This window comes from Rhodococcus sp. NPDC127527 (assembly GCF_042672245.1).
In the GTDB taxonomy this organism is placed as follows: Bacteria; Actinomycetota; Actinomycetes; order Mycobacteriales; family Mycobacteriaceae; genus Rhodococcus_G.
The window spans coordinates 596,439-619,098 of record NZ_JBHXVP010000001.1; the positions used below are offsets into that span (position 1 = coordinate 596,439).

At 68.9% G+C, this 22,660-nt stretch carries 22 protein-coding genes, 1 tRNA gene and 1 pseudogene; 14 read left to right on the forward strand and 10 right to left on the reverse strand.

Annotated features, from left to right (window positions below; all coding sequences use genetic code 11):
- A pseudogene (locus ACFVH2_RS02765) lies at window positions 1-930 on the reverse strand (Ig-like domain repeat protein); the annotation flags it as partial.
- A gap of 360 nt (window positions 931-1,290) precedes the next feature.
- Here ACFVH2_RS02765 and ACFVH2_RS02770 point away from each other — a divergent pair.
- Entirely contained in the window at window positions 1,291-1,668 is a 378-nt protein-coding gene (locus ACFVH2_RS02770) for a VOC family protein (RefSeq protein ID WP_378421308.1), read from the forward strand.
- 210 nt (window positions 1,669-1,878) lie between these two features.
- On the opposite strand, the gene ACFVH2_RS02775 is transcribed toward ACFVH2_RS02770, so the two are convergent.
- Window positions 1,879-1,952 (reverse strand) — tRNA-Pro (locus tag ACFVH2_RS02775).
- 38 nt (window positions 1,953-1,990) lie between these two features.
- On the reverse strand, window positions 1,991-2,956 hold the full coding sequence (locus ACFVH2_RS02780) for a metallophosphoesterase (RefSeq protein ID WP_378421310.1): 966 nt from the start codon (window positions 2,954-2,956) through the stop codon (window positions 1,991-1,993).
- 66 nt (window positions 2,957-3,022) lie between these two features.
- On the opposite strand from ACFVH2_RS02780, the gene ACFVH2_RS02785 reads away from it, so the two are divergent.
- Window positions 3,023-3,499: a GatB/YqeY domain-containing protein gene (locus ACFVH2_RS02785; protein ID WP_378421311.1), complete on the forward strand. Its 477-nt coding sequence runs from the start codon at window positions 3,023-3,025 to the stop codon at window positions 3,497-3,499.
- Window positions 3,500-3,566: 67 nt separating this feature from the next.
- Here ACFVH2_RS02785 and ACFVH2_RS02790 read toward each other — a convergent pair whose 3' ends face one another.
- On the reverse strand, window positions 3,567-5,924 hold the full coding sequence (locus ACFVH2_RS02790) for a penicillin-binding protein (RefSeq protein ID WP_378421313.1): 2,358 nt from the start codon (window positions 5,922-5,924) through the stop codon (window positions 3,567-3,569).
- Between the two features lie 250 nt (window positions 5,925-6,174).
- Here ACFVH2_RS02790 and ACFVH2_RS02795 point away from each other — a divergent pair, with 250 nt between their 5' ends.
- The gene (locus ACFVH2_RS02795) at window positions 6,175-6,498 is read left to right on the forward strand and encodes a WhiB family transcriptional regulator (RefSeq protein ID WP_378421315.1); all 324 of its coding nucleotides are present in this window, start codon (window positions 6,175-6,177) and stop codon (window positions 6,496-6,498) included.
- Between the two features lie 98 nt (window positions 6,499-6,596).
- Here the strand turns inward: ACFVH2_RS02795 and ACFVH2_RS02800 are convergent, their stop codons facing one another.
- A complete protein-coding gene (locus tag ACFVH2_RS02800; protein WP_378421317.1) occupies window positions 6,597-7,040 on the reverse strand; it encodes a cupin domain-containing protein in 444 nt (147 codons plus the stop codon).
- A 99-nt stretch (window positions 7,041-7,139) separates the two neighbouring features.
- On the opposite strand from ACFVH2_RS02800, the gene ACFVH2_RS02805 reads away from it, so the two are divergent.
- Together ACFVH2_RS02805 and ACFVH2_RS02810 are read left to right on the forward strand one after the other, a co-directional pair.
- Window positions 7,140-7,634 (forward strand): MarR family winged helix-turn-helix transcriptional regulator, encoded by a 495-nt coding sequence (locus tag ACFVH2_RS02805; RefSeq protein WP_378421319.1) that lies wholly within the window; start codon window positions 7,140-7,142, stop codon window positions 7,632-7,634.
- Window positions 7,631-8,911: an MFS transporter gene (locus ACFVH2_RS02810; protein WP_378421321.1), complete on the forward strand. Its 1,281-nt coding sequence runs from the start codon at window positions 7,631-7,633 to the stop codon at window positions 8,909-8,911. The genes ACFVH2_RS02805 and ACFVH2_RS02810 overlap by 4 nt, the downstream gene beginning before the upstream one ends.
- Here ACFVH2_RS02810 and ACFVH2_RS02815 read toward each other — a convergent pair.
- Window positions 8,895-10,007 carry an ArsA family ATPase gene (locus tag ACFVH2_RS02815; RefSeq protein ID WP_378421323.1) on the reverse strand — a complete coding sequence of 371 codons (1,113 nt, stop codon included), beginning with the start codon at window positions 10,005-10,007 and terminating at the stop codon, window positions 8,895-8,897. The two genes, ACFVH2_RS02810 and ACFVH2_RS02815, sit on opposite strands and share 17 nt — an antisense overlap.
- Window positions 10,004-11,020: an ArsA-related P-loop ATPase gene (locus ACFVH2_RS02820; RefSeq protein WP_378421325.1), complete on the reverse strand. Its 1,017-nt coding sequence runs from the start codon at window positions 11,018-11,020 to the stop codon at window positions 10,004-10,006. Before ACFVH2_RS02820 ends, ACFVH2_RS02815 begins: the two co-directional genes overlap by 4 nt.
- Window positions 11,021-11,074: 54 nt before the next feature.
- Here ACFVH2_RS02820 and ACFVH2_RS02825 point away from each other — a divergent pair, with 54 nt between their 5' ends.
- The 9 genes from ACFVH2_RS02825 (at window position 11,075) to ACFVH2_RS02865 (ending at window position 19,219) form a co-directional block, all read left to right on the forward strand.
- Window positions 11,075-11,239, forward strand: a complete 165-nt coding sequence (locus tag ACFVH2_RS02825; RefSeq protein WP_378421327.1) for a hypothetical protein — start codon at window positions 11,075-11,077, stop codon at window positions 11,237-11,239.
- On the forward strand, window positions 11,236-11,694 hold the full coding sequence (locus tag ACFVH2_RS02830) for a RidA family protein (RefSeq protein WP_378421329.1): 459 nt from the start codon (window positions 11,236-11,238) through the stop codon (window positions 11,692-11,694). The genes ACFVH2_RS02825 and ACFVH2_RS02830 overlap by 4 nt, the downstream gene beginning before the upstream one ends.
- Before the next feature lie 4 nt (window positions 11,695-11,698).
- A complete protein-coding gene (locus ACFVH2_RS02835) occupies window positions 11,699-12,484 on the forward strand; it encodes an MBL fold metallo-hydrolase (RefSeq protein WP_378421331.1) in 786 nt (261 codons plus the stop codon).
- A gap of 61 nt (window positions 12,485-12,545) precedes the next feature.
- Window positions 12,546-14,867 (forward strand): ATP-binding protein, encoded by a 2,322-nt coding sequence (locus ACFVH2_RS02840; protein ID WP_378421333.1) that lies wholly within the window; start codon window positions 12,546-12,548, stop codon window positions 14,865-14,867.
- Between the two features lie 92 nt (window positions 14,868-14,959).
- Window positions 14,960-16,435: a 2-hydroxymuconic semialdehyde dehydrogenase gene (locus tag ACFVH2_RS02845; RefSeq protein ID WP_378421335.1), complete on the forward strand. Its 1,476-nt coding sequence runs from the start codon at window positions 14,960-14,962 to the stop codon at window positions 16,433-16,435.
- A gap of 20 nt (window positions 16,436-16,455) precedes the next feature.
- A complete protein-coding gene (locus ACFVH2_RS02850) occupies window positions 16,456-17,235 on the forward strand; it encodes a 2-keto-4-pentenoate hydratase (RefSeq protein WP_378421337.1) in 780 nt (259 codons plus the stop codon).
- Window positions 17,232-17,705, forward strand: coding sequence for a RidA family protein (locus tag ACFVH2_RS02855; protein WP_378421338.1), 474 nt, complete (start codon window positions 17,232-17,234; stop codon window positions 17,703-17,705). Before ACFVH2_RS02850 ends, ACFVH2_RS02855 begins: the two co-directional genes overlap by 4 nt.
- On the forward strand, window positions 17,702-18,223 hold the full coding sequence (locus ACFVH2_RS02860; RefSeq protein ID WP_378421340.1) for a 3-hydroxyanthranilate 3,4-dioxygenase: 522 nt from the start codon (window positions 17,702-17,704) through the stop codon (window positions 18,221-18,223). The genes ACFVH2_RS02855 and ACFVH2_RS02860 overlap by 4 nt, the downstream gene beginning before the upstream one ends.
- Before the next feature lie 3 nt (window positions 18,224-18,226).
- Entirely contained in the window at window positions 18,227-19,219 is a 993-nt protein-coding gene (locus ACFVH2_RS02865) for an amidohydrolase family protein (protein ID WP_378421342.1), read from the forward strand.
- A 531-nt stretch (window positions 19,220-19,750) separates the two neighbouring features.
- Here ACFVH2_RS02865 and hsaB read toward each other — a convergent pair.
- The 3 genes from hsaB to ACFVH2_RS02880 form a co-directional block, all read right to left on the reverse strand.
- On the reverse strand, window positions 19,751-20,335 hold the full coding sequence (hsaB, locus tag ACFVH2_RS02870) for a 3-hydroxy-9,10-secoandrosta-1,3,5(10)-triene-9,17-dione monooxygenase reductase subunit (RefSeq protein WP_378421345.1): 585 nt from the start codon (window positions 20,333-20,335) through the stop codon (window positions 19,751-19,753).
- Window positions 20,336-20,340: 5 nt separating this feature from the next.
- The gene (hsaA, locus tag ACFVH2_RS02875; RefSeq protein WP_378421347.1) at window positions 20,341-21,501 is read right to left on the reverse strand and encodes a 3-hydroxy-9,10-secoandrosta-1,3,5(10)-triene-9,17-dione monooxygenase oxygenase subunit; all 1,161 of its coding nucleotides are present in this window, start codon (window positions 21,499-21,501) and stop codon (window positions 20,341-20,343) included.
- 141 nt (window positions 21,502-21,642) lie between these two features.
- The gene (locus ACFVH2_RS02880; RefSeq protein WP_378421349.1) at window positions 21,643-22,593 is read right to left on the reverse strand and encodes a LysR substrate-binding domain-containing protein; all 951 of its coding nucleotides are present in this window, start codon (window positions 22,591-22,593) and stop codon (window positions 21,643-21,645) included.
- Between the last annotated feature and the right edge of the window lie 67 nt (window positions 22,594-22,660).

Consider the following 22,660-nt stretch of genomic DNA (forward strand, 5'->3'; position numbering starts at 1 on the left):
GCCGTCCTTGAACTGGACCGTGCCGGTGGCGCCCGCGGGGGCGACGGTGGCGGTGAGGTCGACGGCGGTGCCGGTCTTGGCGGTGGCCGGGACGTTCAGGGTGGTGGTGGTGTCGGCGAGTGCGGGCGCGTTGACGGTGATGGTGGCCAGCGGGCCGGCACCGGCGTTCAGCGCACTACCCTGCGCGTCGCGTGGGGTGCATCGGGTCGGCGCCCACTGCTTGCCGAGGAAGCTGGCCAGCGGCAGGAAGGTGTAGTAGTTCATGTCGTTGTTGTAATTGGCGGCATTGCCTGCGGTACGGACCGACGGGGTGATCACGCCGGATGCCCCTGCAACTACCGTGACGTCGACCGCGGGCAACCGGAACCAGCTGTCGCCGCTGGTGGCGTTGCCGTTGAGGTCCTTCTTCAGCTTGGGTGCACGGATGCCGCCCTCGCTGTTGGTACTCGAAGACGGGCCGTTCGCGATGGTCTGGTTGTTGCCGGACAGTCGGATGATGTTGCCGGAAGCGCTGGCGTTGCCCGAATCGTCCACCCGGAGCACGCTCGGCGCGACGTTGTCCAGGTTGATTCCGGTGCCCGGCACGACCGCAGCGTTGACGAACGTGGCGTTGTCGGGAATCGCGTAGTCGACCTTCAGGCGTGAGACGTTGGTGGTGGTGGCACCGGACTCGCTGTCGGGGAAGGACGCCCCACCCGGCTGGATGCGGTAGGTGAAGGTCTCGCCGGGTGCCACCGATACGGGTGCGTCGACCGTCATCGAGGTGTCGGCCACCTTGTGGACGGTGAGCAGCGCCGAGGCCTGGCACGAGTTCTTGTAGGAGGTTGTGGTGGGCGCGGCGCCGGCCGGGCTGCCGATCAGCATCATGCCGGCGACCACCGCCACGCTGGTTACGGGTACGGCGACTTGCCGTACTGAGGGCTTCGACATCGAGTCTCCTTGCGCCCCGCCGGGTGTTGCCGAGGGGCATCGGCTGGATGAAATTCCTCACACCATGCCACTGCCTTTGGGAACCCGTTGCAGTTTCGTGATTATTGGTTCAACACTGGACCGGATTGCCGAAGTGTTAAACAAAAGTGGTATCTACCTGGGAAAAGTCCCTACTCGTCGGTAGCTACGGGATTGCGAACGACTGCGTGCGGGCACGAATTGGCCGGTCGGGACAACAATTTCGTAACGTGTTCATGGCCGTGCTGGGGCAGGAGGGCGGGTCGCGTCGTCGGGCGCGGGGCCCGGGTCGCCAGTCGCTGACCGGGTCGACCGTCGGCGTCGGCCGATAGCCTCGGCTACATGCGAATCAAGATGTGCGGAATCCACGTCGTCGACCCCGCCGCGGCGTTCGAGTTCTATCGCGACACCCTGGGATTCGAGGAGCTGCTGGCAATGCCGGAGCACCACCTGTTCATCGTCAAGTCCCCGCAGGATCCGGACGGGGTAGGGCTGCTGCTGGAACCGAGCGACAACCCGGTCGCCGAGGCGTATCGCGCAGGCGTCTACGCGCAGGGCCTCCCGGCGATCGTGTTCGGCACCGCGGACGTGCGGGCGGAATACGAGCGTCTGAGCGCGCTCGGAGTCCGGTTCACCGGCGAGCCGACCACCGGCCCGTCCGGCATCTCGGCCGTGTTCGACGACACCTGCGGGAACCTGGTGCAGCTCCATCAGGACTGAAACCCTCCGGCATCGCCCGCCGCGGGCCGCCGGTGGTCGCGGCGGGCGCACTGTTCAGGGAGATCGCACACCGGTTGGCGAAATCGCACAGGATGTGGACGCTCATCGCGTGTGTGGTCCCGGCAAGGCCCGTGCGGAGCCGATGTGGCCCGGACCCAAACGCAACGAAGGCGTCACCCGCCTGAGCGGATGACGCCTTCGAAAGCACTGTCGGGGTGGCGGGATTTGAACCCACGACCTCTTCGTCCCGAACGAAGCGCGCTACCAAGCTGCGCCACACCCCGTGCCTTGCTCGCTGCCCGTTTTCGGCAGCCAGCGAAGTCTAGCGTACGACTGCCGAAGAACGCGAAACGCCTGGTCGAACGCCCTCTTTGGGGCCTCGATCGGGTGCCGCGACCAATGTCAGGAGCGTCGCTTCGGGTCGGCAGCAGAACCGCGCCGGCGCGTACGGCGACGTGCCGATCCCGGCCGAGACGTGCAGCCGGGTGTGTGCACCCCACCGGGACGGCCCCTTCACCCGAGAGCGGTCCAGCTGGCAGTTCGTCACCAGGGCGCCGTAGAACGGCAGGCACAGCTGGCCGCCGTGGGTGTGGCCGGCGAGCACCAGGTCGTACCCGTCCTCGGCGAAGCGGTCGAGCACCCGCGGCTCGGGGGAGTGGGTGATACCCAGCTTGAGGTGGGCCATCGGGTTCGGCGCACCCGCGATGGTGTCGTAGCGGTCCCGCTTCAGGTGCGGATCGTCCACGCCCGCCGTCGCGATCCGGATCCCGGCGACCTCGAGCTCGCGCCGAGTGTGCGTGACGTCCAGCCAGCCGCGCTCGCTGAACGCCGCGCGCAGGTCCTGCCACGGCAGCGGCTCGCCGTGGGTGCGCTTGTGTTCCTTCTTGAAGTACTTGAGCGGGTTCTTCGCCTTCGGTGCGAAGTAGTCGTTGCTACCGAAGACGAACAGGCCGGGCCGGGCCAGGAGGCCGCCGAGGGACTGCACGACCGCGGGCACGGCGCGCTGATGGGACAGGTTGTCGCCGGTGTTGACCACGAGGTCGGGGTCGAGGCGGTCGAGTTCACGCAACCAGTTCTGCTTGAGCTTCTGCCCGGGCATCATGTGCAGGTCGCTGATGTGCAGCACGCGCAGAGACGAGGACCCCGGTTCGAGCACGGGCATGGTGGCTTCCCGCAGGGTGAAGGCGTTGCGCTCGATCAGCGAGGCATAGCCGACGCCGAGCGCCGCGGCACCGGCCAGTCCGGCCGCGGTACCGCGGAGGGCATTGCGTGGGTTGTCAAACACCATTTCAGGATACGCAGCGCCCGCAAACGACATGCGCGTCGGCGGGGCGGGCGCGTAGCGTTCGGCACCATGTCCGACTCCACGCCCACCCTGAAGTCCACCCTCCGCGCCGACATGACGGCGGCGATGAAGGCGAAGGATCCGCTCCGCTTGAAGACGCTGCGGATGATCCTGGCCGCCGTGCAAACCGAGGAGGTCTCCGGCAAGGAGGCCCGCGAGCTCACCGACGACGAGGTCCTCAAGGTGCTGGCCAAGGAGTCGAAGAAGCGTGGCGAGTCCGCCGAGATCTACACCGAGGCGGGCCGTGGCGAACTCGCGGCCACCGAGCGCGCGGAGGCGCAGATCATCGACGAGTACCTGCCGACCCCGCTGACCGACGCCGAACTCGCCGACGTCGTGGACACCGCGATCGCGCAGGTCGCGGAGGAACTCGGTGAGCGACCCGGTATGCGGCAGATGGGTCAGGTCATGAAGGTTGCCACCGCCCTCGCCGGGGGCAAGGCCGACGGATCCCGGATCTCGAAGGCCGTCAAGGACCGCCTGTAGCTACGCCGCCTGTGAGCGAATGTGTATCCCGGTCGGGGTACACATTCGCTCACAGACGCGAAGCGCGTTACCTGGGCAGCGGGGGGAGCGGGGGCAGCCCGGGGATCGGTTGCGGCCCGGGGGCCGGGGCTGCCGGGGCGGGCGCGGGTGCCGCCCGGACGGAACCGTCACTGACGTAGAGCGTGATCGACGAACCCGGTACCGCCGAGCCTGCCGGCGAGGTGCTCAGCACCGTGCCCTTGGCGCCGTCGCCCGCAGCCGTCACCGCGTTGACGCCGAAGCCCGCCGCCTTGAGCGCGCTGGTCGCCTGGGACTGGTCCATTCCAGCGACGTTGGGAAGCTGGGCGTTCTGCGACCCGCGCTGGTACTTGGGGTCGATCGGCGGCAGTGCCGTCGGCCCGAAGTTGTTCACGATGGGGTTGATCGCGGTGAACCAGGTCTTGGCGGGTTCGTTACCGCCGTACACGTTGCCGTCGGCGCACTGCCGCAGGGGCGAGGTGCAGATTTCCTTCGGGTTCGGCGAGTCGGCGTAGACGTACACCGAACCCGCGAGGTTGTTGGTGAAGCCGAGGAACGCCGAGGACATGTGCGACTCGGTGGTACCCGTCTTGCCCGACATCGGAAGGCGCCACCCCGCGGCGCCCGCGGCGGCCGCGGAGGTACCGCCGGCCTGGTCGTCCTTGCTCATGGCGTTCGCGAGGGTGTCGGCCAGGCCCGGGTCGACCACCTGCTCACAGGCCTGCTGCGTGATGGACACCGGTTTCCCGTTGCGGTCGACGATCGAGTCGATCGGCGTCGGCGGGCACCACTTGCCGTGCGAGGCCAGCGTGGCCGCGACGTTCGACAGTTCCAGCGGGTTGATCCAGGTCGGCCCGAGCGTGAACGAACCGAGGTTCTGCTGCTTCTGCATGTCCGCCATCGACTGGCCGTCGCCCTGTCCGGACGACCCGGGCTGCGCGTACGACCGCATGCCGAGCCGCACCGCCATGTCGACGGTCGGGGTGACGCCCACCTGCTCGATCAGCTTGACGAACGCGGTGTTCGGCGACTGCGCCAACGCGTCGGTCACCGACAGCGACGCCGGGTACTTGCCGGCGTTCTCGACGCAGTACATGGTCGCCGGGCAGCCCTTCGCGCCGCCGTAACCCATGCCCTTGACCTCGACCCGGCCGGGAACCTGCAGGACCGCGCTGGTGCCGAGGCCCTTCTCCATCGCCGCGGCGGTGGTGAAGACCTTGAAGATGGATCCGGCGCCGGTGCCGACCAGCGAGTACGGCTGCGGCTGCACGGTCTCGTTGATCGCGCCGTTGAGGCCGTAGTTGCGGCTGCTGCTCATCGCGAGGATGCGGTGCTGGTCCTGGCCCGGCTGCACCACGTTCATGACCTCGGCGACGCCCTCGGTGGTGGGGCTGGCGGTACCGGTCAGCGCCTTGTGCGCGGAGTTCTGGACCGCGGGGTCGAGGGTGGTCTTGATCAGCAGACCGCCCTTCTCGACCTGCTCGCGGCTGATGCCCGCGTTGGCGAGGTACTGCAGCGCGTAGTCGCAGAAGAAGCCGCGGTCGCCCGCCGCGATGCAGCCGCGGGGCAGGCTCTTCGGCTCGGGCAGCACGCCGAGCGGTTCGGACTTGGCGGCGCGGATCTCGGCGGCCCGGTCCGGGATGTTCGCGATCATGGTGTCGAGCACGGTGTTCCGCCGCTCGAGCACGCCCGACGGGTTGGTGTACGGGTTCAGCGCCGAGCTGGACTGCACCATGCCCGCGAGCATCGCGGCCTGGGTGAGATTCAGGTCCTTCGCGTCGACCCCGAAGTAGGTCTGGGCGGCGTCCTGGATGCCGAAGGATGCGTTGCCGAACGGGACCAGATTCAGGTACCGGGTGAGGATCTCGTCCTTGGTCAGCTTCTTGTCCAGCGTCAGCGCCATCCGGATCTCGCGGATCTTGCGGGCCGGGGTGGTCTCGATCGCCGCCCGGCGTTCGGCGTCGGTCTTCGCGACCACCAGCAGCTGGTAGTTCTTCACGTACTGCTGGTCGATCGTCGACGCGCCCTGCTGGACCTGGCCGCTGGTGGTGTTGGTCAGGAACGCCCGTACCGTGCCCTGCCAGTCGACGCCCTTGTGGTCGGCGAAGCGGCGGTCCTCGACGGAGACGATGGCCAGCTTCATGTCGTTGGAGATCTTGTCGCTCGGTACTTCGAATCGCCGCTGCTCGTATAGCCAGGCGATGGGGTTACCGGCGGAGTCGACCATCGTCGACACGGCGGGCACGTCACCCTCGACGAGTTCGGCTGAAACGTTGTCGACGGTGTCGGCGGCCCGGTTCGACGCGATCCCGAACCCGCCGGCCAACGGGAACATCACACCCGCCAGGAGTGCCCCGGCCAAGGCCGTGCATCCGGCGAGCTTCGCGACTGTCTTTGCGATCGGCACTCAGACAGCGTACGTGGCCCCGTAGTCGACTCACGCGCGCGTGACCAGCCTGTCTGTCCTGGATGCACGTCCGTACCAAAAAAGTCGCCCAGGCACTTGCGCAAGCCGTTATACATTGCCTAAATTGTGACCCAGTGTGATAGAGATAACACTGGTTCAGGAATGTGGTGTAACTCGCTCGTGGTAGCGAGAACGCGCACTTTCCGCAGCGTCAGCGAGGGCGACGCTTGTACTGCAGGAGGGGCAGAAGATGACCGTGACAACCCCGGGCCACCGGTTGGATGTTGAAGAGGCCGAGGCTCGAATCGCATGGGTTACGCAGGCGCGATGCCGAGCGGTTGATCCCGACCAGTTGTTCGTGCGTGGCGCGGCGCAGCGCAAGGCTGCCACCATCTGCCGGCACTGCCCCGTGCTGATGCAGTGCGGCGCGGACGCTCTCGACAACCGGGTCGAGTTCGGCGTGTGGGGCGGAATGACGGAGCGTCAGCGCCGGGCGCTGCTCAAGCAGCACCCCGAGGTCGAGTCCTGGGCGGACTTCTTCGAGGCTCAGCGGCACCAGGCCTCTGTCGTCTGAACGAATGAACTTTGAACGCTGGCCGGGATCCCAGGATCCCGGCCAGCGCGCTGTCCGGGACGAGTCGAGTTCACGCGGGTTTCGCGCTCGAGACGGCGTCACTGCTCGAGTCGGAAGTCGGCGAAGTCGAATCCCGGCACCACCACGCAGCTGACCAGCGCGGGTTCGTTCCCGATCGGTCGTGCCCGCTGCCAGTGCCACGCCGGGACCACCAGTTGAGGTGTCTGGCCGGCGAGCAGGTCCGCGCCGAGTAGCAGCTCGCTCTCTGTGGTCGGTTTGTCGTCGTCGCCGCCAAGGTCCAGCTGGAGTGCGCCGCCGCGATGCCAGAGCCAGAGCTCGTCACTGCGCACGGTGTGCCACGCGGACTGCTCGCCCGGCATCAGCAGGAACAGGATCGCGGTTCCCGCGGACCGGTTGTCCGGGTGGCCGGGTAGGGCGCTCGCGGGGATGGTGACGTCGCTGCGCCACGTCTCGCGATACCAGCCACCCTCCGGGTGCGGGGTCAGATCGAGCGTGCGCGCCCAGTCGGGCAGTTCGGCCATGCCGCCGATCATCGCAGCGTTGTCCGGTGCCGGCAGGGTGGCCGCGTTCTCCCTGGAGTTATATGCTTGCCGATAGGCAATCAATTCGAGGGAGTGCGGATGACGAACGTTCCGTCCGAGGACGAGGTCACCAGGCTGAAGATCGCGTTGGCCCGGATCTCCCGACTGGTCGACCGGCAGGTGTCCGGCGGCGGGCTCACCCGCACCCAACTCTCGGTCCTCGGCACGGTCGCCCGGCTCGGACCGCTCGGCGCCGGCGCCGTCGCGGAGGTCGAGGGCCTCAACCCGACAATGCTCTCTCGCGTCATCGGCAAGCTCGAGGCCGACGGACTGCTCTCTCGCTCCGCCGATCCCGGCGACCGTCGGGCGGTGCTGGTCCAGGTCACCGCCGCTGGTGAGGAGCTGCACCAGCGGCTACGCCGAGAGCGGACCTCGTTGTTCACCGACGCGCTGGCCCGACTGCCGCACGGCCAGGCCGAGTCGTTGCTGGCGGCGCTGCCCGGGGTCGAAGCCCTCGCCGAGCAGATGTCCGCGCCCCGCCAGGCGGCCTCGCCCACCCCGGCCGTCGCGGACGCCCGGCCGGTGCGGGCATGAGCACCCTGGCCGGCGCCCGGCGTGCGACCTTCTCTGCCCTGACCGTTCCGAACTACCGGCTCTACTTCTCCGGCCAGGCCGTGTCGATGATCGGCACCTGGATGCAGACCGTCGCGCAGTCCTGGCTGGTGCTCCAGCTGACCGGCTCCGGCACCGCGCTCGGCTTGGTCGTCGCGCTGCAGACGCTGCCGGTGCTGCTGCTGGGCCCGTACGGCGGCGTGGTCGCGGACCGGGTGGACAAGCGTCGGCTGATGATCGGGCTGCAGTCCATGATGGGCGTGCTCGCGCTGACGCTGGGTGTGCTGACCGTGACGCACACGGTGACGTTGTGGCAGGTCTACGTGCTCGCATTCCTGCTCGGCCTCAACAACTGCTTCGAGAATCCCGCCCGCCAGGCCTTCGTGCTGGAGATGGTCGGGCCCGAGCACCTGCACAATGCGGTGAGTCTCAACTCGGTGCTGGTCAACGCGGCGCGTGCGATCGGTCCCGCTGTCGCGGGCATCGTCATCGCCACCGGCGGGCTAGGGATCTGCTTCCTGATCAACGCGGTCAGCTTCGTGGCCGTGGTCGCATCGTTGATCAGGTTGGACGGCGCCGCATTGCAGCCCTCCCCGCCCGCGGTCCGAAGTCCCGGCCAGCTGCGTGAGGGCCTGCGCTACGTCCGGCGGACCCCCACGCTGCTCGTTCCGCTGCTGATGATGGCGCTGGTCGGTTGCCTGGCCTACGAGTTCCAGGTGGTCCTGCCGGTCGTCGCGCGCACCACCTTCGACGCGGACGCCCAGGTGTACGGCTTCATGACCGCGGCGATGGGGGCCGGCGCCGTGGTGGGCGGACTGTATGTCGCGGCACGCGGGCGTACCGGCGTCGCGGCGCTGATCGCCTCGTCGGCGATCTTCGGCGTGGTCATCGCCGCGGCCGCACTGGCGCCGACGTTGTGGCTCGAACTCGTCGCGTTGGTACTGGTCGGCGCCGCCAGCGTCAGCTTCCTGTCCACCGGAAACAGCACGCTGCAGCTCGAGGCCGAACCCAGCATGCGCGGCCGGGTGATGGCGCTGTGGTCGGTTGCGTTCCTCGGGTCCACACCGATCGGCGGACCGATCGCCGGTGCGGTGTCGCAGCAGTTCGGCGGTCGCGTCGGCCTGATGATGGGCGCGGTCGCGTGCTTGATCGCGGCCGGGTTGGGAGCGATGGTCCTGCGCCAGGCCCGACGTCCGGAGTCCGTCGACGAGTCCCTGCCCGGGAGCGCCGCGCAGCAGCCGGTTACGCCCGACCGGTGAGCTGATCGGCGACCGCACGCAGGGCGTCGAGGTCGGAGACCTCGAACGGCAGCGACGGCACCCCGACGATCGGGACCCGCGGGTGGGCACCGGTGAACCGACCGAGTAGTCGCAGCTCCCGTTGTGCGGTCCGGGCCCGCTCCGCGTGAATCCTCAGCACCGCCACGGCCAGCGGGTGCTCGCCGCGCTCCTTGAGCAGGTCGGCGGCGGCCACCGCGTGGTCGGCGGGCAGTGCGCTCAGCGTCGGGTGGGTGCGGTTGAGCACGAGGCCCGCCAGCGGCATCCCCTCGGTGGAGAGCCGGTCGACGAAGAACGAGGCCTCCCGTAGCGCGTCCGGCTCGGCCGCGGCGATCACCAGGAAGTGCGTCCCATCGGCACGCAGCAGCTCGTAGGTGCGGGCGGCCCGCTCACGGAATCCGCCGAACATGGACTCGAAGGACTGGACGAACGCCGACGCGTCCGAGAGCATCTTGCTGCCCACGATGGTGTTGACGGCCTTGAGTGCCAGCCCCATCGCACCGGTGACCAGACGTCCGATCCCGCGGCCGGGGGCCGACAGCATCCGGATCATCCGGCCGTCGAGGAACGCGCCGAGCCGCTGCGGGGCGTCGAGGAAGTCCAGCGCGTTTCGCGACGGCGGCGTGTCGACGACCACCAGGTCCCACTCGTCGCTGGCGGCGAGCTGGCCCAGCTTCTCCATCGCCATGTACTCCTGCGTGCCGGAGAACGACGTCGCGACTGTTTGGTAGAAGGGGTTCGCGAGGATCTGCTGGGCCTTCTCCGGCGTCGAGTGCTCGAGCACCATGTCGTCGAAGGTGCGGCGCATGTTCAGCATCATCGCGTGCAGCTCGCCGGTCGCGCCGGGGCCCAGCGGCACCGGCTGCGGGGTGTTGTCGAGCTCGCGGACCCCCAGCGCCTGCGCCAGCCTGCGGGCCGGGTCGATGGTGAGCACCACGACGCGCCGGCCCTCCTCCGCTGCCCGCAGCGCCATCGACGCGGCGGTCGTGGTCTTGCCGACGCCACCGGCCCCGCAGCACACCACGATCCGCGACTTCGGGTCGGTGAGGATCGCGTCGACGTCGAGCGCGGCCGTCACCGGACACCCTGCTCGGCGAGCTGCTCGGCCAGCTCGTACAGCCCGCCGAGGTCGACGCCGTCGGTCAGCGCGGACAGGTGCAGCCGCGCGACGTCGAGCTTGTCCAGCTCGATCGCGCTGTCGTCCTGGGCCGCGAGGGTCGCGGCGTTCTCGATGCTCTCGGTGAGCAGTCCGGCGAAGTCCTCGTCGGAGAGCGCGATGCCCGCGGCGTCCAGGCCCGCCTTCACAGCGGCGGCGTCGATGCGTCCGGCCGCGGCCTCGGCCATCGTCTCCGGTGGCAGGTACGCGGTGCCGCTGCGGTTGACGATCACCGTGCCCAGCCGCAGGTCCGCCGCCTCGAGCTCCTGCACGGCGTCCGAGGTCTCCTGGACCGGCAGCGCCTCGAGCAGCGTCACCAGGTGCACCATCGTCTCGTCGGAGTGCAGCAGTCGCACCACGCCCTCCGACTGCGAGTGCACCGGACCCCCCTTGGCCAGGTCGGCCATCGCCTTCGTCACGTCGAGGAAGCTACCGATCCGACCGGTCGGCGGCGAATCGACCACCACCTCGTCGTAGACCGGGACCCCCGACTTGTCGGTGCGCACCACGCACTCCTTGATCTTGCCGGTGACCAGCACGTCGCGCAGGCCCGGAGCCAGGGTGGTCGCGAACTCGATCGCCCCGATGCGGCGCATCGCGCGGCCCGCGAACCCGAGGTTGTAGAACATGTCGAGGTACTCGAGAAACGCCGTCTCGATGTCCAGTGCCAGGGCGAACACCTCGCCGCCGCCGTCGGCGGTCGCGATCTTGGTCTCGACGTGCGGCAGCGGCGGCACGTCGAACAGCTGGGCAATGCCCTGCCGTCCCTCCACCTCGACGAGCAGGACACGTCGGCCGCCCGCTGCCAGTGCCAGCGCCAAAGCCGCTGCGACCGTGGACTTCCCGGTTCCTCCCTTGCCGGAGACGAAGTGCAACCGGGCCTTGTCCGCCTTGGCGGGCCACTCGTATACGGGTGCGTTCGCAGGTGCTGCCACCCCCCGAGCCTATAAGTCGCGGTGCCCGACAGTGATCCGACTAGGCTCACCGCCATGAGCGAATTGACTACCTGGGAATACGCCACCGTGCCGCTGCTGACCCACGCCACCAAGCAAATCCTCGACCAGTGGGGCGCGGACGGCTGGGAGCTGGTGTCGGTGCTGCCCGGCCCGACCGGCGAGCAGCACGTGGCCTACCTCAAGCGGCCGAAGGCATGACCGACTGGTCGGCGCGCCTCGCCGAACTGCGCATCGAGCTGCCGCCGGTGGCCGCCCCGGTGGCCGCGTACGTGCCCGCCGTGCAGAGCGGGAACCTCGTCTACACCTCCGGCCAGCTGCCCTTCGTCGACGGCGAGTTGACGCTGACGGGCAAGGTCGGCGGTGCGGTCGACGCGGACGCCGCCAAGAGTGCGGCTCGCACGTGCGCTCTCAACGCCCTCGCCGCGATCGACGCGTTGGTCGGACTGGACTCGGTGGTCCGGATCGTCAAGGTCGTCGGCTTCGTCGCGTCGGCGGACGGCTTCACCGGCCAGCCGGGCGTGATCAACGGCGCGTCCGAACTGATCGGCGAGGTCTTCGGCGACGCCGGGGTGCACGCCCGGTCCGCGGTCGGGGTCGCCGAACTGCCGCTCGGTGCGCCCGTCGAGGTGGAAGTCATCGCGGAGGTGCGCTGAGCCCATGACCACCGCACACCCGGCGTACGCGCAGCTGCGACAGGTCACCCCGATCGCGGCGGTGATGCTCGAGAACAACCCCGGCATGATGACCCTCGACGGCACCAACACCTGGATCCTGCGCGCCCCGGGCCGGGAGGAGATCGTCGTGGTCGACCCCGGCGAGGCCGACGAGGAACACCTGCTGCGGATCGCCGAGGTCGGCCCGGTGGCGTTGACGCTGATCACGCACCGGCATCGGGACCACACCGAGGGTATCGACCGGTTCGTCGGGCTGACCGGGTCGCCGGTGCGCGCGGTGGATCCGCAGTTCCGCCGGCACACCGATGCCGGCCTGCCCGACGGCGAGCTGATCGAGGAGGTCGGACTCGCGATCCGCGTGCTGCGGACCCCTGGGCACACGAAGGACTCGACGTCGTTCGTGATCGAGGGGGAGGGGTCGGTGCTCACCGGCGACACCATCCTCGGCAGGGGGACCACGGTCCTGGACTCGACCGACGGCGACCTGGGGGACTACCTGTCCTCGCTGCGGGCGCTGATCGACCTCGGCGCCGGACGGACGGTGCTGCCCGGCCACGGCCCGGACCTGCCCGACCTGCAGTCGGTCGCGCGGGCGTACCTCGCGCACCGGGAGGAGCGGCTCGATCAGGTGCGGGCGGCGCTCGAGACGCTCGGTCACGACGCCTCGGTGCGGCAGGTGGTCGAGCACGTGTACTCGGACGTCGACCAGAAGTTGTGGCCGGTCGCCGAGCAGTCGGTGCGGGTGCAGTTGGACTACCTGAGGCGCTGACCCGAGTCGCTGCGGCGGGCGTACCGTGACTGTGGGGCCGCGTGATGAGAGTGACGGGTCTATGGCAGTCGCCGTGCGGGGCAAGGTCGGGAACCTTCCCCTGGAACTGACCAGCTTCGTCGGCCGCCGCCGCGAGTTGGCCGAGGCGCGCCGCCTGCTGTCGGAGTCTCGGGTCGTCACGCTGACGGGGATGGGTGGGGTCGGCAAGACCCGGCTCGCGCTGCGGTTGGCCGCGGACTCACGTCGGGTGTTCACCGACGGGGTGTGGCTGGTGGAACTGGCCGAGTTGCACGATCCCGCGCTGCTGACCGACACCGTCGCCGTCGCGCTCGGACTGCGGGAGCACTCGGCGCAGCCGCCACTCGAGTTGCTGGCCGACCACCTGGCTGCGCTGCACGTGCTGCTGTTGCTCGACAACTGCGAGCACCAGGTGGAACCCGTCGCCGGACTGGCGGCGTTCCTGCTGCGCACCTGCCCCGAGCTCCGGATCCTGGCGACCAGCAGGGAGCCGCTGAGCATCGGCGGAGAGTCGGTCCTGCGGGTGCCCCCGCTCACCGTCCCGGATCCGCACAGGCCCGCGTCGCTGCAGGGTTTGCCCAGTTACGAGGCGGTGACGCTGTTCACCGAGCGGGCCTGCTCGGCTGTGCCGGGGTTCGGGATCACCGAGGACAATCAGGACGCGGTCACCAGGATCTGCCAGCAGCTCGACGGTCTGCCGCTGCCGATCGAATTGGCGGTCGCGCGGTTGCGATCGATGTCGCCAGAGCAGATCCTGCAGCGGCTCACGGATCGGTACCAGCTGCTGACCCGGGGGAGTCGGAGCGCGCCGACGCGGCAGCAGACGCTGCGGATGTGCATCGACTGGAGCTACGAGCTGTGCACCGAGAGCGAGCGGGTGCTGTGGGCCCGGCTGTCGGTGTTCGCGGGCGGCTTCGAGTTGGACGCGGCGGAGGACGTCTGCGGCGGAGACCCTACGGCGCAGGGGGTGCTCGACGGGGTGTCCTCGCTGGTCGACAAGTCGATCCTGATCCGGGAGGAACCGGGCAACGCGGTGCGGTACCGGCTCCTGGAGACACTGTCCGACTACGGCCGGGAGAGACTGCAGGGGGCGGGGGAGTACGCGCGCCTGCGGCGGCGGCACCGAGACTGGTGTGAGCGGCTCGTCCACCAGGCGGGGGTGGAATGGATCGGACCCCGCCAGGCGGAGTGGATCGCCCGCCTGGGTCGCGAGCAGCCGAACCTGCGCGATGCGATGGAGTTCTCGCTGGTGGAGCCGGCCGAGGCGGATGCCGGGTTGCGCATCGCGAACGCCCTGGTCCCGTTCTGGATGTGCTTCGGCTTGCTCAGCGAGGGCCGGCACTGGTTCGCCCGGCTGTTGGCCGCCGAGGGGGCGCCGCCCGACGACCGCGTCATGGCGTTGTGCAGTGCGAGCCAACTGGCCTCGATGCAGCTCGACCTGGCCGCCGCCACGGCGTGCTGGGAGGAGGCGCGGTGCCTGGAGAAGCGCGTGACCGATCGGTCGCTGCACCCATTGCTGCACCTGACGGCCGGACGAATCGCGTTGTACAGCGGCGACTTCCCACGCGCGGCCGAGCGCTTCGAGGATGCGCTGGCGGGGTTCCGCGACGAGGGCGACCTGCACCGGGAGATCTGGTCGTTGCAGGGGCTCGGCATCGCCTCCGGCGCACGCGGGGACTACACGCAGGCGGTCTCGTGGCACGAGCAGGTGGTCGCGATCACCGAACCCCGCGGGGAGTACGAGTACCGGGCACGCGCGAACTGGTTGCTCGCGCTCGTGTTGTGGCGGCAGGGCGATCGGCAGCGCGCGAGCGGGCTGATGGAGCGGGCATTGCGTCTCGCGCGTGTGGTCGACGACCGCATCGCGGCTGCCGGGTGCCTGGAGGCGCTCGCCTGGAGTGCGGCCGCCGAGCGTCAGGAGCGCCGCGCCGCCGTCCTGCTGGGGGCGGCCCAGGCCCAGCACCAGGTCATGGAGATCCCCGCGGTCATGGTTGCGAAACTGCGTGTGTCCCAAGACGAGTGCCGACGGCAGTGCCGACGTGCCCTCGGTGACCGTGCGTTCGACGCGGCTGTCCGGGAGGGCCGGGGTCTCGGTCTGGCGGACGCAATCGCGTATGCGCTAGGTGAGCGCCCCGACGAGAGGTCGGGGGGCCCGGCGACCGCGAAGACGGCCGACCTGCTGACCCGTCGAGAACGTCAGGTCGCTGATCTGGTCGCGCAGGGCCTGACCAACCGGGCGATCGCCGAGAAACTCGTGATCTCGCAGCGCACCGCGCAGGGGCACGTCGAGCACGTCCTGGCCAAGCTCGGCTTCAACTCGCGGACGCAGATCGCCGCCTGGGTCGTCGAGCAGGGGCGGGGGTGACGGCCGCCGACCGAAGCAGGCATGTCATTTCGGCATAGCTTGCGATGGAATTCGCATTTGTTCGGTATGGATTGTGGGCCAATCATGGATCCATGACCACACCCCGCGAAGGCTGGATTCGCAATTACGTGGACGGCGAATTCGTCGACCCGGATCCGGACCGCAGCTTCGAGAACCTCGACCCCGCCACCGGGCGGCTGATCGCCCGGGTTCACGAGGCCGACCACGCGCTGGTCGACCGCGCCGTCCACGCGGCCCGGCGAGCGCTCGACAACGGCTGGTCGGACACGCCGGTGCTAGAGCGAGCGGCATTGTTGCGGCGGGCGGCCGACCGGATCGAGGAGCGGTTCGAGGAGTTCGTCGCCGCCGAGATCGCCGATACCGGCAAGCCGATCACGCAGGCGCGCGAGCTCGATGTGGCCCGGGCGCCGGCCAATTTCCGCGCGTTCGCCGACATCGCGGCCGCGGCCGGGCAGGAATCGTTCGTCACCGATCTCGCGGGCGGCCGGCAGGCCCTGAACTACGCGGTGCGCAAGCCGCTGGGCGTGGTGGCGGTGATCGTGCCGTGGAACCTGCCGCTGCTGCTCTTGACCTGGAAGGTGGCGCCGGCGTTGGCGTGCGGAAATGCCGTCGTGGTCAAGCCGAGCGAGGAAACACCCTCCACCGCAACGCTGCTCGCCGAGGTGCTGGAGGAGGTCGGACTGCCGCGCGGCGTCTACAACGTCGTGCACGGGTTCGGCAGGAGTTCGGCGGGGGAGTTCCTCACCGCGCATCCGGACATCGACGGCGTCACCTTCACCGGATCGACGGCCACCGGCGCACATGTGATGAAGACCGTCGCCCCGCGGGTCCGGCCGGTGTCCTTCGAACTCGGCGGCAAGAACGCCGCGGTCGTGTTCGACGACGTGGACATCGACGAGGCGCTCACCGGGCTGTCCCGGTCGGTCTTCACGAACACCGGACAGGTGTGCCTGTGCACCGAGCGGGTGTACGTGCAGCGCAGCATCTTCGACGACGTCGCTGCCGGGCTGGTCCAGCGGGCCGAAGCGCTCCGTCTCGGCGCGCCGGCCGACCCGTCGACCACTACAGGTCCACTCATCTCCCAGGCGCACCGAGAGAAGGTCCGCGGCTACTTCGAGATCGCCGAGCAGGCCGGGGCCGAGGTGCTCACCGGCGGCGGTGTCCCGGACCTGGGCGCGGATTTCACGGGCGGATCGTGGATCCAGCCGACGCTCTGGACCGGGCTGACGAACACCGATCGCGCGGCGCGGGAGGAGATCTTCGGACCGGTGGCGGCCTTGATTCCCTTCGACACCGAGCAGGAGGCCATCGCGCTGGCCAACGACAGCGAATACGGCCTGGCGGCGGCGGTCTGGACGAACGACCTCCGGCGCGGGCACCGGGTCGCACAGCGGATGCAGGTCGGTATCTCCTGGGTCAACACCTGGTTCACGCGTGAGCTGCGTTCCCCCTTCGGCGGCGTGGGCCTGTCCGGGATCGGCCGCGAGGGCGGAGAGTCCTCACTCCACTTCTACACCGAGCCGACGAATGTGTGTGTGCAGCTGTGACTTCCGAGGAACGAGGACCGATGACAGTGAAAACACTGGACAGCATCGAAATCGACAGCCTGGCACGGCGGCTGGACGCCGCTCAGTGCACCGTGACCGACACCGTGAGCCTCGCGGACGAGCTGGACCTCGACATCGCGGACGCCTATCGCGTCCAGGAGGCCCTGGTCGGTCTGCGTCTTGGTCGTGGAGAGTCGCTCGTGGGTGTGAAACTCGGCTTCACCAGCAAGGCGAAGATGGCGCAGATGGGGGTGTCCGACGTCATCGTCGGCCGGCTCACCGATGCGATGGTCGTCGACGACGGTGGCGACGTCGACCTGCACCGGTTCATCCATCCCAAGATCGAACCCGAGATCGCGTACCGGCTCTCGCGCGACGTGGACCTCGACGATCCGGCGGTCGACATCGAATCCTGTGTCGACGCCGTCGCTCCCGCGATGGAGATCATCGATTCGCGCTACCGGGACTTCCGGTTCACGTACACCGACGTCGTCGCCGACAACACCTCCGCGGCTGCGTTCGTGATCGGTCCGTGGCACGCGATGCAGTCCGTGGGCGATCTCGCGGTGCGCCTGGTGGCCGGTGGACAGTCGATCACGGGGTCGACCGCGGCGATCCTGGACGACCCCGTCCAGGCGTTGCACGCGATGCTCGGCATGTGCCGTCGTCGCCGGATCCCGTTGCGCGCCGGGGACGTCGTGCTCGCCGGTGCCGCGACGGCGGCTTTGCCACTGACCCCGGGTGTCGCGGACTGCGACATCGCCGGCCTCGGTCGCGTCACCGTGAAGGGAATCGCATGAGCGACAACGGAAGCGGTGCCAAGGTCATCGAACGACTCGCCACCCCGCGTGGCCGATTCCCGCACGTGAAGGTCGTCGGGGACTTCGTCTACGTCTCGGGTACCAGCTCGCGTCGGACAGACAACACGCTCGTCGGCGTCGAGGTCGACGAGATGGGCACCACGAAGCTCGACATCCGGGCCCAGACCCGCGCGGTGATCGAGAACATCGCGGCGATCCTCGCCGAGGTCGGTGCCGAGTTGAGCGACCTCGTGCAGGTCACGTCGTACCTGGTCTCGATGAACGACTTCGGTGGCTACAACGAGGTCTACGCGGAGCTGTTCGACGAGTCCGGGCCCACCCGCACCACGGTTGCGGTGCACCAGCTTCCGCACCCACACCTGCTGATCGAGATCCAGGGCGTGGCGTACCTGCCCGCCGACCGCCACAAGAACCTCACCGTCATCGCAGACCCGGAGGACCACTCATGACCCGTATCCCGCCAGTCGTCGACTTCCAGAAGTGGATCGCCGAGAACCGCCACCTCCTGGCGCCGCCCGTGAACAACCAGACGATGGCGCTGGGTGACGATTTCATCGTCCAGGTGGTCGGCGGACCCAATCAGCGCACCGACTACCACCTCGATCCGTACGAGGAGTGGTTCTATCAGCTCGAGGGCGACATCCACGTCAACGTCATGACCGAGAACGGCCCCGAGACGGTCCATATTCGTGAGGGCGAGACCTGGCTGCTGCCCGGCAATCTGCCGCACTCCCCGCAGCGACCCACCGCCGGTTCCATCGGCCTGGTCATCGAGCGGGTCCGCCGCGAGGGCACCCTCGAGAAGTTCCAGTGGTACTGCCTCGAGTGCAACAACCTCATCCACGAGATCGAGCTGCAGGTGCGCGACATCGTGGCAGACCTGCCGCCGGTCTTCACCCGGTTCTACGAGAACGTCGACGCGCGCACCTGTGCGAACTGCGGAACCCTGCATCCAGGCAAGGGGTGAGACGTGAGCGGAATCATCGACGTCCACACACACTACGTGCCGCGGGGGTGGCCCGACCTGACGGCCGAGGCGGGTCCGGACGCTCCGTGGCTGCGGGTCGAATCCGAGTCCGAGGCGATGATCATGATGGGCACCAAGGAGTTCCGCCGAATCCAGGCGGACTGCTGGGACGCCGAGACACGGCTGCGCGACATGGACGCGGACGGGGTTGACCGGCAGGTCGTCTCGCCGACGCCGGCGTTCTTCAACTACGGCCGACCGGGTGTGCAGGCCGAGCGAATCGCGCGGATCTTCAACGACCTGGCCCTCGAGATCGTCGAGCCGGCCGCCGACCGGTTGATTCCGTTCTGTCAGGTTCCACTGCAGGATGCGGACGCGGCCTGCCGAGAGCTGGAACGGTGCATAGCCAACGGGCACCGCGGAGTCGAGATCGGTAACCACGTCGGGGACCGTGACCTCGACAGCGAGGGGGTCGTCACTTTCCTCCAGCACTGCGCGGCGCTCGACGTCCCGGTCTTCGTGCATCCCTGGGACATGGCGAGCTCGCCGCGGCTCGACCGGTGGATGGCGCAGTGGCTGACCGCGATGCCGGCGGAGACGCACCTGTCCATCCTCGCCTTGGTCCTCGGCGGGGTGTTCGACCGGATTCACAAGCGACTGAGGATCGGATTCGCCCACGGCGGAGGATCGTTCGCGTTCTGGCTCGGCAGGATGGAGAACGCCTGGCACCGTCGCAACGACGTGATCGGCACGTCCGCGTACCCGCCGTCGCACTACCTCGGTCGCTTCTACGTGGACTCGGTGGTTTTCGACGAGCGTGCGCTGAGGCTCCTCGTCGACACGGTGGGTGCCGAACGGGTCATGGTCGGCAGTGACTACCCGTACCCGCTCGGCGAGCGACCCGTCGGCGAGGTAGTGCGCAAGAGCGAGTTCCTCGACGAGCAGGCCCGGCAACTCATCGGCCGCGGAAACGCCGAACGGTTCCTCGGCCTGTAGATCGACTGCCGAATCAGCAACGCCCCGACCGGGAGTACGGTCGGGGCGTTGCTTGCGTCAGGGCCTGGGCGTTCCGACACGCGCACGTGATCGTCCTCGTAGAACGGCACCGGGCTCATCCCGGGCTGTGGGTTTCCGTTCGGATCCGCAAGGTACTGCGTCGGGATCGGCACGTCGTGCGCGGTGAACGTCGCGGCCGCGGCGGCTTGCGGTTGTCGAAGGCTCGGTCGTCGTAGTCGGTTGCGAACGCGCGGGTCAGCAGGTCGACCATCTCGTCCACCAGGCGGCCCGCCGGCGGTCCCGAGCAGGACGACCCGGGTGCGGAACCGGTCCGCGGTGCCGGATGCCATTGCGGGAGAGACCGGTCGGGGTGACGCGCAGGCCGCGGTTCCGGCCGCGACAAGGGCGGCTCCGCCGCCGAGAGCCGCGAGCGGTGGTGCTGGTACGAGTGCGGCCGAGCGGCGGGACGTCGAGGGATTGCTCGACGTCCGCGCCGGCTCGGCCGTGCGGAAACGGTGTGAGAGTTGGTGGTCAGAACCAGTCGTAACGCCTGTCGACGAGACTCCTGACCGCCGGATCGAGGTGGTTCGTTCCGGCGGGGTCGACGGTGGCGTAGGTGCCGCGATAGAAGAGGAGGGGACTGTCGGGGCCGGTTGTGGCGAGACCGGTGACCCGGCCGGTCACGATGTGGTGGTCGCCGCCATCGAGGACATCCGCCACCTCGCAGTCGATCCATGCGAGTACGCCGTCGAGGACTGGGGCTCCGCCGGGTGACCGGGTCCATCGGGTGCCGGCGAACTTGTCCTGCCCGCGGCGCCCGAAGGTCGAGCTCACCTCGAGCTGGTCCTCGGCGAGCACGTTGACGGTGAATCGCCCGACCCGTTCGATCGCATGCCAGGCTCGCGAGTTCCTGCTGGGGCAGAACAGGATCAGCGGCGGGTCAAGGGACAGCGCCGAGAACGACTGGCAGGCGAATCCGACGGGCTCCCCGTCCTCGACAGTGGCAATGACGGCGACTCCGGTGCAGAAGCTTCCGAGTACGGTGCGAAACAACGTTGGGTTCGCTCCGCTGTCGGTGGACCCGGGGGTCGCGTCGACGGTGGTCGCGGCGGACATGACGCTCAGAGCATCCCGCCGTCGATCGTGGCGCCGAATTCCTGGTCGCCGAACATCTTCAGCGCGGCCTCGGGGTCGTTGACGACGTGCACTCGCGCGGAATGTGCGTCCCGCCAGAACCTTTGGATCGGGGTGCCCGTCGAGATCGCCGACGCGCCGGAGTTCTCGAACAGCCGGTCGATCGCATAGATGGCGCGCTCGGAGGCCCGAACCTGGTCGCGGCGGACCTTGGTGCGCAGTGCCATCGGCACCGCCCCGGTGCGCGCCGCGGCGGCGATGTCGGAGATGTTGGTCGTCAGTTGGAGCCAGGCGGCGTCGATCTCGCTGGCCGCCTGTGCGACCCGCACCTTGGCGAACGGATCGTCCTTGGACTTCTCGCCGCCGTACGCGCGGACTCGGCCCTTCTGGTGCTCGACATGGGCCTCGTAGGCACCGGAAGCCATGCCCACCAGCGGGGTGGCGATGGTCGTGCTCATCAGCGAGAACAAGGGCACGCGGTAGAGCGGGTCGGTGTTGACCGATTGCCCGGGGCACTCGCAACGAAAGGAGTCGGCGAAGCTCAGCACTCGGTGCTCCGGGACGAAGACGTCTTCGACGACGATGTTGTTGCTGCCCGTGCCCCGTAGGCCCACGGTGTGCCAGACGTCCTCGATGATGTAGTCCTCGGCAGGGACGAGCATCGCGACGTTGTCGACCGCCTTGCCGTCCGCCCCGAGGATCAGGGTGCCGAGGATGGCGCCGCCTGCGTAGGCGGAACCGGAGGAGAAGCTCCACGTGCCGCTGAGCCGGTAGCCGCCCTCGGTGGCGGTCGCCCGGCCCATCGGCGCGTACGCGGAGGATATCAGGGTGTCGGGGTTCTCGGCCCACATGTCGTCCTGTGCCTGCTCGGGGAACGTGGCGAGATGCCAGTTGTGTGCGCCGAGCACGGAACTGACCCACCCGGTCGAGCCGCAGGCGCCGGCGATGAGCTTGACCGCCGAGTAGAAGGGGGCCAGGTCGGATTCCATTCCGCCGTACCGCGCCGGCTGGAGCAGCCGGAAGAACCCGGTCTCGCGGATCTCCTTGATGGATTCGTCGGGGACACGGCGGTTGTCCTCGGCCTCCTGGGCGCGTTCGCGGAGGGCGGGCAGTACGTCGCGGATGCCGTCGAGAACCTGCTCGGTCATGGTGTGCTCCTGTCGATGGGCGTGCAGTGTGTCGAAGATCTCGCTTCGAGTGACACTCAGCATCCCGCTCGGGAGCAATGCTGTGCCAATGCCTTTCGTGCCATGATCGATGCTCGTACGGACATACGGGGGCTGCTCGGATCAGATCGGCGGCGCTGCGTCGCCGGTCGCGGGAATCATCTCGACGGAACTCTGACGCAGGTGCCGGACCAGTGCCTCGGCGGACGGGCTGAGGGTGCGGCCGGCGGACGTGGTGATCCCCACGCTGTGGCCGATCGGGTCGAGCGTTACCGGCAGCGTCGTGAGTCGGGTGTCGTCGCGCGCGATCAGGCTCGGCAGCACCGCGATCATGTCGGTCTCGAGGAGTAGTCGCCGCACGGTGAGGAAGGACGTTGCCTCCACCCGGTTCTGCGGTAGCCGCATTCCGTTGCGCGCGAAGAACTCCTCGAGTTCGCGCCGCAACGCGGTTTCGGTGCCGGGCAGGATCCACGGGTACTCCCGTAGGTCGTCGAGCGTCAGTGTGGCCCGGTCGGAGAGCGAATGGTCGGAACGGGTCACGAGTTCGACCGACTCCGCGTAGAGGGTGCTGCGCACCGCGGACTCGTCGGTGGGTGCGGTGAGCCGGCCGACGACGAGGTCGATGCGCCCGGCCTCGAGCTCCACCAGGAGGACCTCGGGTGTGCCCTCTCGAACGACCACCGTCAGCAGGGGGCGTTCGGCCTTCAGGCGCGCGATCGCCACCGGCAGAAGGACGTTGGAGCCCGCGAGATGGGTGCCCACCACCACCGTGCCGCGGTCGGCGTCGGCGAGTTCGACGACGTGCCGGCCCGCCTGGTTGAGCTGCGCGAGCACCGCCCTCGCGTGTGTGGTGAAGGCCTCGCCGAAGATGGTCGGGGTGATTCCGCGCGGCCCCCGCTCGTACAGGGACACTCCGAGGATCGACTCGAGATCGTGCAGGCTGCGAGTCGCGACGGGCTGGGTCACGTGCAGGGCCGCAGCAGCGCCCACGACGCTGCCCTGACGGGTCAGGGCGTCGACGAGCACGAGGTGCCGAAGCTTCAGCCGTCCGTCCAGCAGTTTGGGCATGTCCACGCGCCGAGGGTATCGGCTGCTGCCGCTCCCTCGATAGACGAAACCGGCGATAGCGCGGAGGTGCCAT

Excerpts from the sequence above, each read along its gene's own strand:
- ACFVH2_RS02845 (WP_378421335.1), top strand. The coding sequence starts at position 14,960 with ATGACCACACCCCGCGAAGGCTGGATTCGCAATTACGTGGACGGCGAA.
- ACFVH2_RS02850 (WP_378421337.1), top strand. The coding sequence starts at position 16,456 with ATGACAGTGAAAACACTGGACAGCATCGAAATCGACAGCCTGGCACGG.
- ACFVH2_RS02780 (WP_378421310.1), bottom strand. The coding sequence starts at position 2,956 with ATGGTGTTTGACAACCCACGCAATGCCCTCCGCGGTACCGCGGCCGGA.
- ACFVH2_RS02800 (WP_378421317.1), bottom strand. The coding sequence starts at position 7,040 with ATGGCCGAACTGCCCGACTGGGCGCGCACGCTCGATCTGACCCCGCAC.
- hsaA (WP_378421347.1), bottom strand. The coding sequence starts at position 21,501 with ATGACCGAGCAGGTTCTCGACGGCATCCGCGACGTACTGCCCGCCCTC.
- ACFVH2_RS02840 (WP_378421333.1), top strand. The coding sequence starts at position 12,546 with ATGGCAGTCGCCGTGCGGGGCAAGGTCGGGAACCTTCCCCTGGAACTG.
- ACFVH2_RS02855 (WP_378421338.1), top strand. The coding sequence starts at position 17,232 with ATGAGCGACAACGGAAGCGGTGCCAAGGTCATCGAACGACTCGCCACC.
- ACFVH2_RS02830 (WP_378421329.1), top strand. The coding sequence starts at position 11,236 with ATGACCGACTGGTCGGCGCGCCTCGCCGAACTGCGCATCGAGCTGCCG.
- ACFVH2_RS02785 (WP_378421311.1), top strand. The coding sequence starts at position 3,023 with ATGTCCGACTCCACGCCCACCCTGAAGTCCACCCTCCGCGCCGACATG.
- ACFVH2_RS02835 (WP_378421331.1), top strand. The coding sequence starts at position 11,699 with ATGACCACCGCACACCCGGCGTACGCGCAGCTGCGACAGGTCACCCCG.
- ACFVH2_RS02810 (WP_378421321.1), top strand. The coding sequence starts at position 7,631 with ATGAGCACCCTGGCCGGCGCCCGGCGTGCGACCTTCTCTGCCCTGACC.
- hsaB (WP_378421345.1), bottom strand. The coding sequence starts at position 20,335 with ATGTCCGCCGCGACCACCGTCGACGCGACCCCCGGGTCCACCGACAGC.
- ACFVH2_RS02825 (WP_378421327.1), top strand. The coding sequence starts at position 11,075 with ATGAGCGAATTGACTACCTGGGAATACGCCACCGTGCCGCTGCTGACC.
- ACFVH2_RS02805 (WP_378421319.1), top strand. The coding sequence starts at position 7,140 with ATGACGAACGTTCCGTCCGAGGACGAGGTCACCAGGCTGAAGATCGCG.
- ACFVH2_RS02770 (WP_378421308.1), top strand. The coding sequence starts at position 1,291 with ATGCGAATCAAGATGTGCGGAATCCACGTCGTCGACCCCGCCGCGGCG.
- ACFVH2_RS02795 (WP_378421315.1), top strand. The coding sequence starts at position 6,175 with ATGACCGTGACAACCCCGGGCCACCGGTTGGATGTTGAAGAGGCCGAG.
- ACFVH2_RS02860 (WP_378421340.1), top strand. The coding sequence starts at position 17,702 with ATGACCCGTATCCCGCCAGTCGTCGACTTCCAGAAGTGGATCGCCGAG.